Raw genomic sequence first — 15,637 nt, 5'->3', positions numbered from 1 at the left:
AAGGAGATCAGATGGCTGATAATACAGCAGACGCGATTGTCGTCGGCGGCGGACTTGCCGGTCTGGCTGCCGCAGCAGAGCTGGGGGATCGCGGTAAGCGTGTGATCATTGTGGATCAGGAGCCGGAACACTTCCTTGGCGGGCAGGCGTTTTGGAGCCTTGGCGGTCTGTTCATGGTCGATACCCCTGAACAGCGTCGCATGGGTATTCGCGACAGCTACGATCTGGCACTGCGCGACTGGATGGGCAGCGCTCAGTTCGACCGTGATGAGGACAATTGGCCCCGCAAGTGGGCGGATGCCTATGTCGAGTTTGCGGCAGGTGAAATGCGTCCGTGGTTGTATGACATGGGGTTGCGCTGGTTTCCGGTCGTGGGATGGGCCGAACGCGGAGGGTCATACGCCAATGGTCATGGCAACTCGGTCCCGCGCTTTCATATCACGTGGGGCACGGGCCCGGGAGTGTTGGAACATTTTATCAGACGTGTGCAGGATCATGTCAGTGCCGGTCTAATCCAATTGAAGTTCCGCCACCAAGTCAGCCATATCATTATGCAAAATGGCACAGCCAAGGGCGTATCCGGAGAGGTCCTAGCCGATGATAGCGTCCAGAGGGGTGGCAAGAGCAATCGGGACGAAGTGGGCGAGTTCGAAGTCTACGCGCCTTCGGTCATCGTCACCTCCGGCGGGATCGGTGGGAACTTCGAAATGGTGCGGAAAAACTGGCCCACAAACCGATTGGGTGAGCCACCCAAAGACATGATCGCTGGTGTGCCCTTTCATGTCGATGGCCGGATGATCCCGATCAGCGAGAAAGCAGGCGGCCATGTGATCAACGGTGATCGAATGTGGCACTATACGGAAGGCGTACGCAATTGGGATCCGATCTGGCCCGCGCACGGTATTCGCATCCTGCCCGGTCCAAGCTCGATGTGGTTTGACGCGTGCGGCAATCGTCTGCAACCCCCTTGTCTGCCGGGCTTCGATACGCTGGGCACGCTGCGCGAAATCTTGAAGACGGGTTATGAGTACAGTTGGTTCGTTCTGACCCAGAAAGTGATCAAGAAGGAATTTGCCCTCTCCGGGTCCGAGCAGAACCCGGACTTTACTTCGGGTAGCTGGAAAGAGGTTATTCAACAGCGCATTTTATCCGGCTCAAAGGCAACTGGCCCGGTCGAGGCTTTCAAGGAAAAGGGTGAGGATTTCGTTGTTGCCAACACGCTGACGGAATTGGTCAGTGGCATGAACCAATTGGGCGGCGGACTGATTGACGAAGCGTATTTGCGCACGCAAATCGAGGCGAGGGATTCTCAGATCGACAACCCATTCTCGAAAGACGCTCAGATGATGGCGATCCATGCCGCGCGCAATTACCGGGGCGATAGGTTGATCCGCACCGCCAAGCCACACAAATTCCTCGATCCGTCAAATGGCCCTTTGATTGCAGTTAAATTGCATGTTCTGACCCGCAAAACGCTTGGTGGGTTGCAGACCAATCTCGACAGTCAGATGATTGGCGCAGACGGCCAAGTCGTCCCCGGCCTGTTTGCAGCCGGAGAGGTCGCGGGCTTTGGCGGTGGCGGTTACCACGGATACAACGCGCTGGAGGGCACGTTTCTGGGCGGTTGCATCTTCTCGGGCCGCAATGCGGGACGGTCCCGCGCCGTGGCCTGATTACTGGTTGCGCACAAACTTCAGAACAGGTTCGCCTGCGACGTCGAGCATAACCAAACTGTCACCGGCAACCGCATAAGTGGTTACACTTTGCAAAGCGGCAAGAAATTGATCTTCAATCTCTTCCATTTCTGGTGGGCACGCCATCAAAGTGGCAGCCATATTCTCAGGAAATTCTATGCTGTTGCCGATGATTTCGGCTTGTCCGGTAAACCGATTACAACCGCCGGTCCCGCCGAACGCTCCGCCCTGAGCAAATGAAAGCTGTGGCGGGCGCTTTGCGTCCAACACCTCTCCATCTATTCCGATGGCCACCCATTCAGTCCCTTCCAGTGTCGCGGCGCTCTGATCGTGCGCCTGCACCAGTATCAGGTCTGCGGAATTGCCTTCTCCGTTGGTCAACACCGGGTGAATCGTATCGGTCGTAAACAGCAGCTCCTCTCCACGATAGATTGCACCCCGGACCGCATAGGTCATTCCTTCGCGGATCAGCGCATCATCAAACGACAACTCAAATTCTGATGGCACGCCGTTCAGAGCGTAGCGCTGCGCTGCCAGTGTCACAGCAGCTGCGTCCGCCCGCGAGATATCCTGTAATTCGACATACAGTGTTGCATCCGGTGGCAGAGCGATCCGTTCACGATATGTCGCTGTGCCTGTCACCGATCCGGCGTGGCTTTGGCTGCCCAGCAAAGCCAATACAACTGCTCCGGCCACAATGGCCTGTCCGAGTTTTGGAAAAGGCATGATCCTATCCTCTCTCATTCGTCTTTTAGAAAAAGATTGTGGCTAGATCACCATTTACAAGGGCAACACATTCAAGTCGGCGAAACTGTGCCAGTCTCAGAGTGGCCAGATGAACGGGATCAAGAGTGAGGCCAACAAACCAACCGTCAGGTTTAACGGCACACCAACCTTTAGAAAATCGGTGAACCTGTACCCGCCCGGCCCGTACACCATCATGTTGGTCTGATAACCGATGGGCGTCGCAAACGAAGCCGACGCCGCCACCATCACCGCAACGACCAATGGGCGCGGATCGATGCCAACTGCCTGCGCCAACGAGATGGCAATTGGTGTTACCACCACTGCAACTGCATTGTTCGAAACCAATTCGGTTAATACCGAGGTCAGCAAATACACAGCCCAAATGATAAGGAAGGGCGGCAACATGCTCAGCGCAGGTGCGATCGCCTCGACAATCAGCGTCACAGCGCCAGATTTGTCGAGCGCCGCGCCGATTGCGAGCATTGAGAAAATCAGCGCCAGCAATCTGCCTTCGACAAAGGAAAACGCCTCATCCGCATCGATACAGCGGGTCAGCAGGACCACCGCAACAGCCAGTATAGACAAAAGCAGAATTGGAGCGACGCCCAGCGCAGCCAACGCAACGATTCCCACCAATGATCCAATGGCAATGGGTGCGTGACTGCGACGGAAGGCACGTGCCGAGGGCTGTGTCACATCAACCATGTCCATATCTGCTGCCAGCCTTTGAATATCACCGGGTGAGCCTTCAAGCAGCAGTGTATCCCCCACGCGTACAGTCAGAGCATCCAACTGGCGCCCGATATTCTGGTTTCGGCGATGCACAGCCAAAACGTAGACACCGTACCGACGACGCAAACGCATCGCACCCAATGTTCGCCCAACCATACGGCAACCCGGTGTAATCAAAACTTCGACCGTCTTGGTTTCAACTGCCGAGACCTGATCAACCCTCTTTAATTCCTTATTGCTTTGCAGGCTCAACAACTCAGTCATCTCGGTGCGGAGAACCACTCTGTCACCCACTTTCAGCGTGACACCTTTTAGGTTCCGACGTAACGACTCATCACCCCGAACCACGTCGATCAGCCGCACACCTTGGCGTTTGAACAGTTGAACCCCCGTTACTTCGCGGTCGATCAAGTTGCTGTCGGGTGGGATGACCGCCTCAGTAAAGAACTTCATCTTGGATCGGTCACTCAGCATTTCGGCCATGCTGTCGCGCTCTGGCAACAAACGCGGCGCTATGAAGCGCAGATAAACCATGCCGTAGATAACCAGAGCTATGCCCAGTGGGGTGACCTCAAATATTGTAAAGGCCGTCATGCCCTGCGCACGCGCGACGCCATCAACCAGAAGGTTGGTTGAGGTGCCGATCAGGGTCAACGTTCCCCCAAGAATTGCCGCATAGCTAAGCGGAATCAACAGTTTGGACGCCGGAACGTTCAGTGTGCGAGCGATCTGAATAAAGACCGGGATCATCACGACGACAACAGGTGTGTTCGACACCACTGCAGACGCGATGACGACAAATCCCATCAACAAACCGATGGCTATACGCGGATTAACCTGCGCCTGCTTTTGCGCCACAGATGTGAACGCATCAAGCGCCCCTGTTCGCACCAAAGCCCCCATGATGATGAACATGGCACCGATGGTCCATGGCGCAGGGTTAGACAGTACCGCAAGCGCGCTTTGATAGGGCAGAATACCCGTCGCAAGCATCAGGGCGACCCCACCAATGGCGACAACTTCGGTCGGATAGACCTCGCGCAGGAACATGATGAACATCCCTGCAACAATCATCAGCGCCAGAATTGCGCTGCCCATCTCTGTCAGTTGAAGGAATTGCATTCTTGGTATTCTGTCCGAACCCTGATCTGGCATACGCGCCTAATAGGTAGTTTCACGTATTGCGTGCGGCAGGGCAAGCCTGACATGTGACTTAGGGGCCTGCCTGCTGCAAACGCCCACCAACGCGCACCATCTGCACAGATTTTGCGCTTCCGTCGCGATCATCGGTTTCGACATATACACCGCTCAGCGTTGCCTCGCCATTGGCGGGTGTGAAGCGGGCTTTGGGCATCCCGGTGATGAAACGACGCATAGGTTCTTGTTTGTCCATACCAATGACCGAGTCATAGTCCCCGCACATTCCGGCATCGGTCAGGTATCCTGTCCCGCCAGTCAAAATCTGCGCATCCGCCGTCGGCACATGGGTGTGCGTGCCCACCACAAGGCTGGCGCGCTTGTCGCAATAGTGGCCCATCGCCATCTTTTCAGACGTCGCCTCGCAATGCATATCGACGATAATCGCCTGCGCCTGCCCACCGCGTGGGTGCGATTTCAGGATCGGTTCGATAGCTGAGAACGGATCATCGAAGGGGCGCTTCATAAATACTTGCCCCAGTACCTGCACCACCAGCACCTTCCGTCCACCCGGCGCCGTGAACAGCCGATGACCTCGCCCCGGCGCCCCTTTGGCATAGTTCACCGGGCGCACAATGCGCGGCTCTTTCTCGATGAACTGCAACATGTCTTTCTGATCGAACGCATGGTCGCCCAAAGTGATGCAATCGGCACCGGCGTCCAAAAGCAGCTTGGCGTGATCACCACTGAGCCCCATGCCATTGGATGCATTCTCGCCGTTAACCACGACGAAATCCAACCGCCACTCCTCACGCAAACGCGGCAGGTGCTGTTGAACGGCGGCGCGACCCGAGCGCCCCATGACGTCGCCAAGAAATAATAACCTCATGTCACCCGTCCTAAGTGTGGTGGAACACAAGCACAAGTGATTAAACTGTCACCATAAACCGCAAATAATATTGGTTAGGAGAAACTTATGACCCGCTATCTTATTATTGTTACCCTGCTCGCCCCCCTCGCCGCGTGCGATCAGCCAGCCGAGCAATCAACCGAACTGGCAAACCCAGCGGCGACTTTCTGCATCGAACGGGGCGGCACGTACAATATTCAGGATGGCGACGGCGGCCAAACCGGGATCTGCACCCTGCCAGACGGAACCAAACAGGATGCCTGGGACTATTTCCGTGCTGAGCACACGGGCTAGGCCGAAAACGTCAACACGCGGCTTTCTGTGATAACCATATCCAGAGGTTGGTCCGTCGGCTCAAGCGGCAGCTCTTCTGCCTCTTGTGCATCGAAGGCAAACCCGATCGCCAATGTCGGGCGCTTACCGCGCAACCCCTCTAGCGTGCGATCATAGAATCCACCACCATATCCCAGACGACCACCCTGAGCATCAAACGCAACCAGCGGCACAATCAGGATTTCAGGATCAAAATAATCGTCGATCTCGGGTACCTTCGCACCAAATGGTCCGTCTTTCAGCGCGCCTTCCGGAGTCCAACGCGAAAATCGCAGCGGCTTTCCGGCGGCCTGAATGACGGGTACGCCGACGGCCCCGTAAGCGGCTGCTTCGGCCATTGCCGGCAACGGGTCGATCTCGGTTCGGATGGGCATGTATCCTGAGATGGGAACACCTCGGTGCCCGGCCAAAACCTCGGACAAACGTCCTGCAGCACCCGGTAGGCGCGTGTCAAACGCCGCCTTTCGGCGCGCAAAGGCCGCCCTTCGGGCAGCGGCTTTGATTTCAGTCAGATCGGTTGTGTCGGTCACAGTAGCACCATGCTGGCAAGCCCCAGAAATATGAAGAACCCCATCACGTCCGTCGTCGTTGTCACAAAGGTTCCCGATGCCAGCGCAGGGTCGATCCCCAGACGATCCAGCACCACCGGTACTACCGTACCTGCAAAGCCCGCGATGATCATGTTCACGACCAGCGCCGATCCAATCACGACACCCAGCAACGGAGAATCAAACCACATCATCCCAACGGTTCCCAACACGATGGCAAAGCATAATCCGTTGAGCATCCCAACCAGTAATTCGCGGCGGATCACGCGCCACACATTCGAACTCGTCAGGTCACGTGTCGCCAGCGCGCGTACAGCCACTGTCAGTGATTGAGTTCCAGCGTTGCCTCCCATTGAGGCAACAATCGGCATCAGGATTGCGAGTGCAACAAGCTGATCGATTGCGGCCTCAAACTGCGAAATGACCAGCGAACCACAAATCGCGGTGATCAGATTGACACCGAGCCATGGCAAGCGCCGTTTACTGGTTGCCGCTACGCTATCGGACAAAGAACTTTCGTCCGAGACACCCGCAAGACGCATCATGTCTTCTTCATATTCTTCATCCAACACCACCATCGCGTCATCAATGGTAATGACGCCAACCAACCGCCCATCCGTATCCACAACTGGGGCCGAGATCAGATGGTATTGGTTGAACGCATAGGCCACATCCTCTTCGTCCTGATCGACAGGGATGGTGTGGAATTCTTCCTCGGCGAGGTCATGCAAGGGCACCTCTCGCCGGGTCGCCATCAGCTTTCCCAGTGTAACCTGCGCAACGGGCTTCAGCCGCGGGTCAACAAGGACGACATGATAGAACTGTTCTGGCAGATCATCATTGGCCCGCATGAAATCAATGGCCTGCCCCACCGTCCAGTGCTCGGGCGCCATGACGACTTCACGCTGCATAAGACGACCGGCGGAATTTTCAGGGTAGGACAACGCCTGCTCAGCGGCGACTCGTTCAGAGTCTTCAAGCGCATCAAGGATCGTCTCTTGTTGCGGCTCTTCGAGATCCTCGAGCAGATCAACGACATCGTCGCTTTCCATATCCCGAACAGCTTCGGCCAAGACATCTGGTTTCAGAACATCGATCACTTCTTCCCGGACAGATTCATCCAGTTCTGAAAGAATATCCCCGTCAAATTCCTTATCGTACAACCGGATCAGGCCCGCCCGGTCAAAGGGGCTGATCTGTTCCAGAAGGTCGGCAATATCAGCCGCATGTAGCGGCTCCATAAGCTCGATCAGCTTGGCGCGATCCTCGACCTCCACCGCATAGAGGATGGCTTCGACGGTTCGCGGGTCGAGCGCATAGGCGTCCTCGTCCTGGGGCTGATCGGGTCTGGCTTCGTCACTGCCTGTCGTCATGCGCTGCCCCTTTTTTCCTGCCGATTGACCCTAGATAGAAGAAGCAGCTACCGGAAAACAATGACAATGGTCCAATTTACCCACATCTTTTGCATCCCTATGCTGGATAGCGGCCCCAAACAGGCGGAGAACACAGCAGATGGCGCAAAAGACGCTTTTGAAGGGACGCGTGCTCAGCTTCAACGGATCACCGTTCGAAGGCGAACCCACAGACACGACCGAACTACACGAAGCCGTATTGATAGAAGATGGTCGCATCGCAGCATTGGGATCCGCGTCCGATCTTTCTGTCGCGCACCCCGAGGCCAAAGTTAAGGATTATGGCGACAAGCTTATTTTGGCGGGCTTTGTGGATCCGCACGTTCACTATCCGCAAACCGCGATGATTGCGAGTTGGGGCAAGCGGCTGATCGACTGGCTCAACAGCTACACGTTCCCGGAAGAGATGAAGTTCAGCGATCCTGACTATGCCGCTGAAATTGCAAATAGATACCTCGATTTAACGGCAGCACACGGTACGACGACAATGTGCAGCTTTTGCACTATTCATCCCGAGAGTGTTGATGCGTTTTTCTCGGCAGCCAAGGCGCGAAGTCAACGGGTTGTCGCCGGCAAAACCTGCATGGATCGAAATGCACCCGAGGGGCTGCGTGACACCGCACAGACCGGGTATGACCAGTCCAAGTCACTGCTTGAAAAGTGGCACGGGGTTGATCGCATATCCTACGCCATTACACCGCGTTTTTCGCCGACATCGACACCAGATCAGTTAGAGGCGATGGGCGCGCTGTGGGCGGAGCATCCCGAATGCCTGATGCAAACACATCTCAGCGAACAAACCGACGAAATTGAGTGGGTGCGCTCTCTGTTCCCTGAGGCGCGCGACTATTTGGATACGTATGAACAGTTTGGATTGTTGGGTGGAAACGGTCTCTACGGTCACGTGATCCATCTGGAGGATCGCGAACGTGACCGCTTGCGCGAGGTAGATGCAGCGCTGATCCACTGCCCCACGTCCAATACGTTTATCGGTTCTGGTCTGTTCGACATGAACGGCCTGATCCGCGAGAGGCACCGGGTTGGTCTTGCCACCGATACAGGCGGTGGTTCCAGCTTTTCGATGCTGCGCACAATGGCCGCAGCGTACGAAATTGGTCAACTGCGGGGTCGTCCGCTACACCCGTCGCAATTGCTTTGGCTTGGAACGGTGGGATCAGCTCAAACTTTGCGGATGGATGATCGTATCGGCAATATTGCGGTGGGTATGGAGGCGGATCTGGTGGTATTGGACCTTGCCTCGACTCCGGCCATCGCCCAACGCGAAGCACATGCTGATGATCTTTGGGAAGCGGTGTTCCCGACCATCATGATGGGGGATGATCGGGCTGTTGCCGAGGTCTGGATCGCCGGGCGAGCTGTTTCTGCTTGATAGGAATGGGCCTGTGGCGCATGCCTCCGGCGGGGATATTTTCAGCCAGATGAAGAGCGCATCCGCTATTCTACCAACGCGCTTGCCAGACGATTCTGAGTTTCTATGGCCTTTGGCAGGTCAATCGTGACGATCTGGCCGTCGCGCACAACCTGGCGTCCCTCGACAAACAGATGTTTGACACGCGTTGGTCCGGCCAGAAGGAGCGCAGCGGGGTCCCAACTGCCCGCACTTTCGATGCCGCGTACGTCCCAAATGGCTATGTCAGCGCGTTTGCCGGGCATAAGCCTGCCGCAATCGGGCCGATTCAACACATCCGCCCCGCCACGGGTGGCAATCTCGAGCGCTTCGCGGGCTGACATGGCGTCAGCGCCATTTGCAACCCGTTGCAGAAGCATGGACTGACGCGCCTCGGCGATCAGATTGCCGCTGTCATTGCTGGCTGAACCGTCCACACCCAGCCCGACATGCACGCCTTGGTCGCGCATCTTGCGGACTGGCGCGATACCTGAGCCAAGGCGGCAATTGGAGCATGGGCAGTGCGCAACACCAGTTCGGCTACGCGCAAATAGGTCGATCTCGGAGCCATCCAGCTTGACGCAATGGGCGTGCCAGACATCCGATCCGGTCCAGCCCAACTCCTCTGCGTATTGGCCGGGCCGGCAACCGAACTGATCTTCAGAATAGGCGATATCTTCATCGTTTTCTGCCAGATGAGTATGAAGCATTACGCCTTTATCGCGCGCCAGAAGCGCGGCATCGCGCATCAGGTCGCGACTAACCGAGAACGGAGAACACGGCGCAAGGCCAACGCGGCACATCGAACCCTCAGATGGATCGTGATAGGCATCAACCACGCGGATCATGTCCTCCAGAATGGCCTGCTCGGTTTCGACCAGAGCATCAGGCGGCAGCCCACCATCACTTTCGCCGATACTCATTGCCCCGCGCGTCGGTTGAAAACGCAGACCCAATTCCGACGCGGCATGGATCGTATCTTCAAGTCGCGTACCATTGGGATAGAGGTAGAGGTGATCAGAACTGAGCGTGCAGCCAGACAGCGCCAACTCTGCCAGACCAATCTGAGCAGAGATAAACATCTCTTCAGGTCCAAAGCGGGACCAGATGGGATAAAGTGTTCGCAACCATCCAAATAGCAACGCATCCTGCCCACCGGGCACCGCGCGTGTAAGGGTTTGGTAGAGATGATGATGGGTGTTCACCAGACCAGGGGTAACAACACATCCGGCGGCATCATGTATTTCACCCCGGCTGGTCAAACCATGGCCAATCTGGGCAATCTTTCCGTCCCGAACCAACAGATCAGCGCCCACAAGCTCTTGCCGATCATCGTCCATCGTCACGATAATGTCGGCATTCCGGATCAATATTTCTGTCATTTTTGCACTCCCGCATCCTGCCCGTCTCATGCGTGGAGTATTGGGCTGGTGGAAAACGGGCGTAAGAACCAGCCGCGATCAGTTTAAAGCCGCATGGGGGGGTGCGGCAACCCGATTAATATTGCTTCAAGATTTCCAGCGCCGCCGCATGAATCTCAGCATTGGCTGCTGCGAGGGCACGCCCGCCATTATGGGCAGGATTACCCTGCCAATCTGTCACAATACCACCTGCTGCTTCGATCACCGCGATTGGGGCCTGGATATCGTAGGCATTCAACCCAGCCTCGACCACCAGATCGGTTTGCCCTGCAGCAAGTAGCGCATAGGCGTAACAATCCATCCCATAACGCGTCAGCTTCGTTTTCTGAGAAACCGCCTTGAAGGCAGCGGCCTCGGCCTCGGTGCCGACCTCAGGAAAGGTGGTGAAGATGATCGCCTGATCCAATGATCGCGTATTCCGGGTCTCGAGTTCCGCGCGCCCCATAGGGCCTTTGACAAAGGCGTGCTCTTTATCTCCGATAAAGCGTTCACCGATATAGGGCTGATCGATTACGCCAAGCTTAGGTCCAGTCTCATCGCTTAGGGCGATCAGAACACCCCATGTGGGCGTACCACTTATGAATCCGCGCGTGCCGTCGATTGGGTCCAATACCCAAACCCGTCCGCTCACTCCTTCGGAATGGCCAAACTCTTCCCCTAAAACGCCATCCTTGGGCCGGTGAATGGCCAGCACCGCACGCATCGCTTTCTCTGCTTCGCGGTCAGCTGCAGTCACAGGATCAAACCCGGCATCGAGCTTGTTGTCCGTCTTCAGGTTAGATTGGCGAAAAAACGGAAGAATGGCCACCCGCGCCGCGTCGGCCATTTCTTCGGCAATCTCTAGATCACTTCGTAGGGTGTTTTGCATGGCTTACCCGTGCGACGGGCACCCCGCGAAGTCAAGCGATTGTATTAGGCAACGTCGCTCAGCACGCGCGCCAGTTCAAACAAGCGGCGACGCTGATTTTCCGGTATCGCATAGTACGAGCGAACGAGATCAAGCGCTTCTTTATCACCCATCAGATCTGCAGGAACTGATTTTTTGTCAGCCTCTGTTTTCTGAGCTTCTTCAAGACCTTCAAAGAAAAAGCTGACCGGAACATCCAATGCCTCGGCAATGTCCCACAAACGCGACGCGCTTACACGGTTGGCACCCGTTTCGTATTTTTGAATCTGTTGAAACTTGATACCAACTTGCTGCGCCAACTGCTGCTGAGTCATGCCAATCAGCCAGCGGCGATGCCGGACGCGTTTGCCCACATGGACATCGACGTGATGGGTCATTGGTAGTCTCCTTTACACAAACACCTGTCCGGGAAACCGCAACAGCAGCCGTCACCGCCAAGTTAGCGGGTCGCTGCTTAAGAACTTCCTAACTTAGGATCGTGCCCCCCGAACAGCACCATAGAACAATAATATTGCCGCAATCGATTCTTTTTTCAAGACGGTTGAATCCAAGAATATGGACTGTTGATTATGGTTGAGTACCGGGATCATCACATCTGTGTATGTTCGGAGACAACAAATCAGACCAGACACCTGTTTGAGAAGGGTGTTTGATTGGAATTGACAAAACGCGCGCGCTCTCCGCCTATGTGCCCTAAAATACCGGAGAATACTGATGCTGGCATTTCGTATCAAAACCAAGGGAGCAATGGCGCAAATTTGCCAAATGCCCGAGCCGACACCAGCGGAAAATCAGGTGCGCGTATCCATTCGGGCCTGCGGGCTGAACTTTGCCGATCTTTTGATGCAGAAAGGCTCCTATCAGGATACACCCGGCACACCGTTTACTCTGGGTATGGAAATTGCAGGGGTCGTTGCCGAAGTCGGAAATAGTGTTACGCATCTAAAACCAGGTGACCGCGTCGCTGTTTTCTCTGGTCAGGGCGGCCTGGCCGAATCTGGTGTCTTCGATGCTGACCGGGTTATTGTCATCCCAGACACAATGAGTTTCGAAGACGCTGCCGCCATTCAGATCGCCTATGGCACCAGCCATATCGCGTTGGAGCACCGGGCACGCCTACAGGCCGGCGAAACGCTGCTGGTGACCGGAGCTGCTGGCGGCGTTGGGCTGACCGCCATCGAAATCGGGAAACTGATGGGGGCGACCGTCATCGCGCAAGCGCGCGGCGCGGACAAATTGGTGGTGGCGCAGCAGGCCGGTGCGGACCATTTGATCGATGCGGATGAGGATCTGCGTAACCGCGTTCGCGCCCTTGGCGGAGCCGACGTGGTCTATGACGCCATCGGAGGTGACGTTTTCAAGGCTGCGTTCCGTGCCACGAATCCCGAGGGTCGCCTATTGCCCATCGGCTTTGCGGGGGGTGAAGTTCCTCAGATTCCGGCCAACCATCTTTTGGTTAAAAATCTCAGTGTGATTGGCGTCTATATCGGTGGTTACCTGAAATTTAAGCCGGAAATCGTTCACAATAGTTTCAGCACTCTGTTTCGCTGGCACTCAGAAGGACGGATTAAACCTCATATCAGCCACATCCTGCCTTTGCAGGACGCAGCCAAGGGATTGGAATTGCTGCGTGATCGCAAATCCACCGGTAAGATCGTCATCCAGATCAACTCGCCACTTTGAGGGGGCGCGCACTGGGGTGTGAAAAGTTTTGCCGCAGGAGATTTGCGAGCTCAGCCACATATTCCTCGCGCACTCTTTCAGCACCATAAAGGTTGATGAACTGCACCGGCAGGTCCGGAAGGACCCCAGCATGGTCGATCAGTTCCTGATGGTTGGGCTGTGTCCCCTCCAACAGTACACCCACCGCCAGATCAGCACTGACTGTTGCTTCGACCGTACGGTCTGAGTCGCTGTCGATGCTCATGTCCCATTCGATCCCAGCGTCATCCAGCGCCGCGGTCGCAACCGGACGGAAGATGCAATTGCGGCAAAACCCCAGCCGCAGAGGTTGTTGTCGCCAGGCGGACCCGTTCAGAGCTCCGACCCAGCGCAGTGGCATATGATACAAGGTTTCAGCCCCCTCGCCCGCTCCCGATTCCGTGGTCACGATCAAATCAAAACCTCCGCGCGCAAATTCTTCCTTCAGGTGGCGCGTATTCGAGGTAACCAGATTCACGTTCACGCGTGGGAAGCTGGCATTGAAGCGCTTTAGGACACGGGGGATGAACGGATGAACGACATCATGCGGCACCCCCAACACGACCTCTCCTTCAAAGGCCTGATCAGTGAGCCGCCCGATCACCTCATCATTCAACGCAATCATCCGGCGCGCATAGGCCAGCAGTTGCTCGCCAGACGCGGTCAGCGCAATGGTTCGACCGGATCGATCCAGCAGCTCCAGCCCGAGTAGCTCTTCTAACCGCTTGAGCTGCATAGAAACAGCCGATTGCGTGAGATGAAGAAATCCAGCTGCGCGGGTAACACCGCCGTGATCCGCGACGGCAACGAATGAACGAAGCGTAGTGATGTCCAGATTTCGCATCTTCAAGATTCCTTATGGGTAACGTCAAAAACATTCATTTTTAAAATATGTCAGAATGCTCCATATAGATCAAGGAAATTGATTGAAGCACAGTGTTTCATCAGCCAAACATGAAAGGGCAATACCCATGACCCATCTAGCCATTTCGACTCTGCGTCGCATCAAAGGTAAATCGATTGGAGACCGCCTGCTCAACATGTTGAGCCTTTCGCGACAACGGCAAAAACTGGCTCAGCTTGATGATCGCGCTTTGGAAGATATCGGAATCACCCGCTCCGAGGCAGAAGCCGAGGCTTCTCGTCCTATGTGGGATGCGCCTGACTGCTGGCACAAACACTTGTATTAATTGGACAATAGAAGAAATCTGGCGGCATTAGGGACTGCGCCGTCAGGTTTTTTGCACCAGTCGCGAAATTTGCCGACAGTTTTGCTGAGTTTTAGAGTGAAAACCCTTGAAACGAGGGCCGTACTCTCCGATATTTAGTGGGAAACCGGCCTGCAATCGCAGGCTGAGCAAAGAATATTGAAGGGAGACCCTTAAATGGCACAATTCGACACGATCCGGACGGCGTCCGGGGCGCGCGCTGCCGAGATTGATGAGGGCCTGCGCGCCCATATGAACAAAGTCTACGGCACAATGTCCGTAGGTATGCTGATCACGTTTGCTGTTGCCTGGGCCGTTGGCTCAAGCCCGCAACTTCTGTCGATCTTCCGCGACCCAGTCACGCTTAGCCCGAATATCCTGGGCTGGATCGTAATGTTCGCACCTCTTGCAATGGTGTTTGGCTTTGGTGCCGCCATCAACCGCCTTTCGGCGTCTGGTGCGCAGCTGTTCTTCTATGCATTTGCTGCCGTCATGGGCCTGTCGCTGAGCTGGATTTTTGTAGCCTTCACCGGCATCTCGATCGCGCAGGTATTCCTAGTGACTTCGATCGCATTCGCGGGCCTGTCGCTTTACGGATACGTCACTAAGAAAGACCTGTCCGGCATGGGTACTTTCCTGATGATGGGCGTGATCGGTCTGATCGTCGCGATGGTCATCAACATCTTCCTGCAGTCGCCTGCGATCATGTTCGCTGTGTCGATCCTGGGTGTTCTGATCTTTGCGGGCCTGACCGCGTATGACACTCAGAAGATCAAAACGACCTATCTGCAGATGGCCCATGCGGGTGACCAGGAATGGCTAGGCAAGGCGGCCATCATGGGCGCACTGAACCTGTATCTGGACTTCATCAACATGTTCATGTTCCTGCTGCAGCTGCTTGGTAATCGCGAATAACGCGAACCTCATACTCACAGCCAAAGGGCGGGTCCGAAAAGACCCGCCCTTTTTGTTTGGATAATCGGAGGACCATTGATGTCCATCGCCACCATTTGCCCGTCACAGGCGCATCGTTTGCTGCCATTACTTCAACAGGTGCATGACCTGCATGTTCAAAACCAGCCACAGCGATACGCGCCTTTGCCAGATGACAAGGAAGTCGTTTCCTATCTTTCAGAATGGCTCAGCCACGACGCAGTGGTTGCATTGGGCTATGAGGAGAATCAAATACTGTTGGGATATGCGATTTTTGAGCTTGAGAAGCGTGCTGCGACACCTTTTCGCCGGGCGGAAACACGTGCGATGCTGCACCACATCAGCGTCGATACCAAGCACCGTCGGAAAGGAATCGGATTAGCCTTGATAAACGAGGTTCGCGCACGTCTGCTTGCTGATGGCGGAGATGTTTTGGCCACGACCTATGCAACCTTCAATACGCCTTCGGCTGAATTGATGGCGCGCGCCGGGCTAAACCCCCTGATCAGTTTCGCTGAATGGCGCGTTGAATAACGGCGGAAACAG

Annotated in this window: 16 protein-coding genes; 7 read left to right on the top strand and 9 right to left on the bottom strand. The window is 55.6% G+C overall.

Going from position 1 to position 15,637, the window contains the following annotated elements:
• Positions 1-11 precede the first annotated feature (11 nt).
• Positions 12-1,673: an FAD-binding dehydrogenase gene (locus ACR3EJ_RS10100; protein ID WP_170540952.1), complete on the top strand. Its 1,662-nt coding sequence runs from the start codon at positions 12-14 to the stop codon at positions 1,671-1,673.
• Here the strand turns inward: ACR3EJ_RS10100 and ACR3EJ_RS10095 are convergent, their stop codons facing one another.
• From ACR3EJ_RS10095 to ACR3EJ_RS10085, 3 genes are all read right to left on the bottom strand, one after another.
• On the bottom strand, positions 1,674-2,420 hold the full coding sequence (locus tag ACR3EJ_RS10095) for a YbaY family lipoprotein (protein ID WP_170472544.1): 747 nt from the start codon (positions 2,418-2,420) through the stop codon (positions 1,674-1,676). It abuts the gene before it with no gap.
• Positions 2,421-2,516: 96 nt separating this feature from the next.
• On the bottom strand, positions 2,517-4,295 hold the full coding sequence (locus ACR3EJ_RS10090) for an SLC13 family permease (RefSeq protein WP_170540955.1): 1,779 nt from the start codon (positions 4,293-4,295) through the stop codon (positions 2,517-2,519).
• A gap of 91 nt (positions 4,296-4,386) precedes the next feature.
• On the bottom strand, positions 4,387-5,199 hold the full coding sequence (locus ACR3EJ_RS10085; RefSeq protein ID WP_170472550.1) for a TIGR00282 family metallophosphoesterase: 813 nt from the start codon (positions 5,197-5,199) through the stop codon (positions 4,387-4,389).
• 87 nt (positions 5,200-5,286) lie between these two features.
• Here ACR3EJ_RS10085 and ACR3EJ_RS10080 point away from each other — a divergent pair, with 87 nt between their 5' ends.
• A complete protein-coding gene (locus tag ACR3EJ_RS10080; protein WP_170472553.1) occupies positions 5,287-5,514 on the top strand; it encodes a putative hemolysin in 228 nt (75 codons plus the stop codon).
• On the opposite strand, the gene ACR3EJ_RS10075 is transcribed toward ACR3EJ_RS10080, so the two are convergent.
• On the bottom strand, positions 5,511-6,083 hold the full coding sequence (locus ACR3EJ_RS10075) for a 5-formyltetrahydrofolate cyclo-ligase (protein ID WP_170540958.1): 573 nt from the start codon (positions 6,081-6,083) through the stop codon (positions 5,511-5,513). The two genes, ACR3EJ_RS10080 and ACR3EJ_RS10075, sit on opposite strands and share 4 nt — an antisense overlap.
• A complete protein-coding gene (mgtE, locus tag ACR3EJ_RS10070) occupies positions 6,080-7,474 on the bottom strand; it encodes a magnesium transporter (protein ID WP_170472559.1) in 1,395 nt (464 codons plus the stop codon). Before mgtE ends, ACR3EJ_RS10075 begins: the two co-directional genes overlap by 4 nt.
• A 139-nt stretch (positions 7,475-7,613) precedes the next feature.
• Here mgtE and guaD point away from each other — a divergent pair, with 139 nt between their 5' ends.
• Positions 7,614-8,903, top strand: a complete 1,290-nt coding sequence (guaD, locus tag ACR3EJ_RS10065; RefSeq protein ID WP_170540961.1) for a guanine deaminase — start codon at positions 7,614-7,616, stop codon at positions 8,901-8,903.
• 65 nt (positions 8,904-8,968) lie between these two features.
• Here guaD and ACR3EJ_RS10060 read toward each other — a convergent pair whose 3' ends face one another.
• The 3 genes from ACR3EJ_RS10060 to ACR3EJ_RS10050 form a co-directional block, all read right to left on the bottom strand.
• On the bottom strand, positions 8,969-10,303 hold the full coding sequence (locus tag ACR3EJ_RS10060; protein ID WP_170540964.1) for an 8-oxoguanine deaminase: 1,335 nt from the start codon (positions 10,301-10,303) through the stop codon (positions 8,969-8,971).
• A 115-nt stretch (positions 10,304-10,418) separates the two neighbouring features.
• Positions 10,419-11,210 (bottom strand): histidinol-phosphatase, encoded by a 792-nt coding sequence (hisN, locus tag ACR3EJ_RS10055; protein ID WP_170540967.1) that lies wholly within the window; start codon positions 11,208-11,210, stop codon positions 10,419-10,421.
• Between the two features lie 44 nt (positions 11,211-11,254).
• Positions 11,255-11,626 (bottom strand): helix-turn-helix domain-containing protein, encoded by a 372-nt coding sequence (locus ACR3EJ_RS10050; protein WP_170540970.1) that lies wholly within the window; start codon positions 11,624-11,626, stop codon positions 11,255-11,257.
• 337 nt (positions 11,627-11,963) lie between these two features.
• On the opposite strand from ACR3EJ_RS10050, the gene ACR3EJ_RS10045 reads away from it, so the two are divergent.
• Positions 11,964-12,932, top strand: coding sequence for an NADPH:quinone oxidoreductase family protein (locus tag ACR3EJ_RS10045; RefSeq protein WP_170540972.1), 969 nt, complete (start codon positions 11,964-11,966; stop codon positions 12,930-12,932).
• Here ACR3EJ_RS10045 and ACR3EJ_RS10040 read toward each other — a convergent pair.
• Positions 12,916-13,794, bottom strand: a complete 879-nt coding sequence (locus tag ACR3EJ_RS10040) for a LysR family transcriptional regulator (RefSeq protein ID WP_010441906.1) — start codon at positions 13,792-13,794, stop codon at positions 12,916-12,918. The two genes, ACR3EJ_RS10045 and ACR3EJ_RS10040, sit on opposite strands and share 17 nt — an antisense overlap.
• A gap of 127 nt (positions 13,795-13,921) precedes the next feature.
• Here ACR3EJ_RS10040 and ACR3EJ_RS10035 point away from each other — a divergent pair, with 127 nt between their 5' ends.
• The 3 genes from ACR3EJ_RS10035 to ACR3EJ_RS10025 all read left to right on the top strand — a co-directional run bounded on the left by ACR3EJ_RS10035 (position 13,922) and on the right by ACR3EJ_RS10025 (position 15,625).
• Entirely contained in the window at positions 13,922-14,140 is a 219-nt protein-coding gene (locus ACR3EJ_RS10035; RefSeq protein ID WP_170540975.1) for a DUF1127 domain-containing protein, read from the top strand.
• Positions 14,141-14,335: 195 nt separating this feature from the next.
• Positions 14,336-15,073, top strand: coding sequence for a Bax inhibitor-1/YccA family protein (locus tag ACR3EJ_RS10030; protein ID WP_010441904.1), 738 nt, complete (start codon positions 14,336-14,338; stop codon positions 15,071-15,073).
• Between the two features lie 78 nt (positions 15,074-15,151).
• Positions 15,152-15,625, top strand: coding sequence for a GNAT family N-acetyltransferase (locus ACR3EJ_RS10025; RefSeq protein ID WP_170540978.1), 474 nt, complete (start codon positions 15,152-15,154; stop codon positions 15,623-15,625).
• Positions 15,626-15,637: the final 12 nt, after the last annotated feature.

The sequence above is a fragment of the Ruegeria sp. AB11 genome (assembly GCF_056536325.1).
This window is presented reverse-complemented; position numbering and strand designations above follow the sequence as displayed.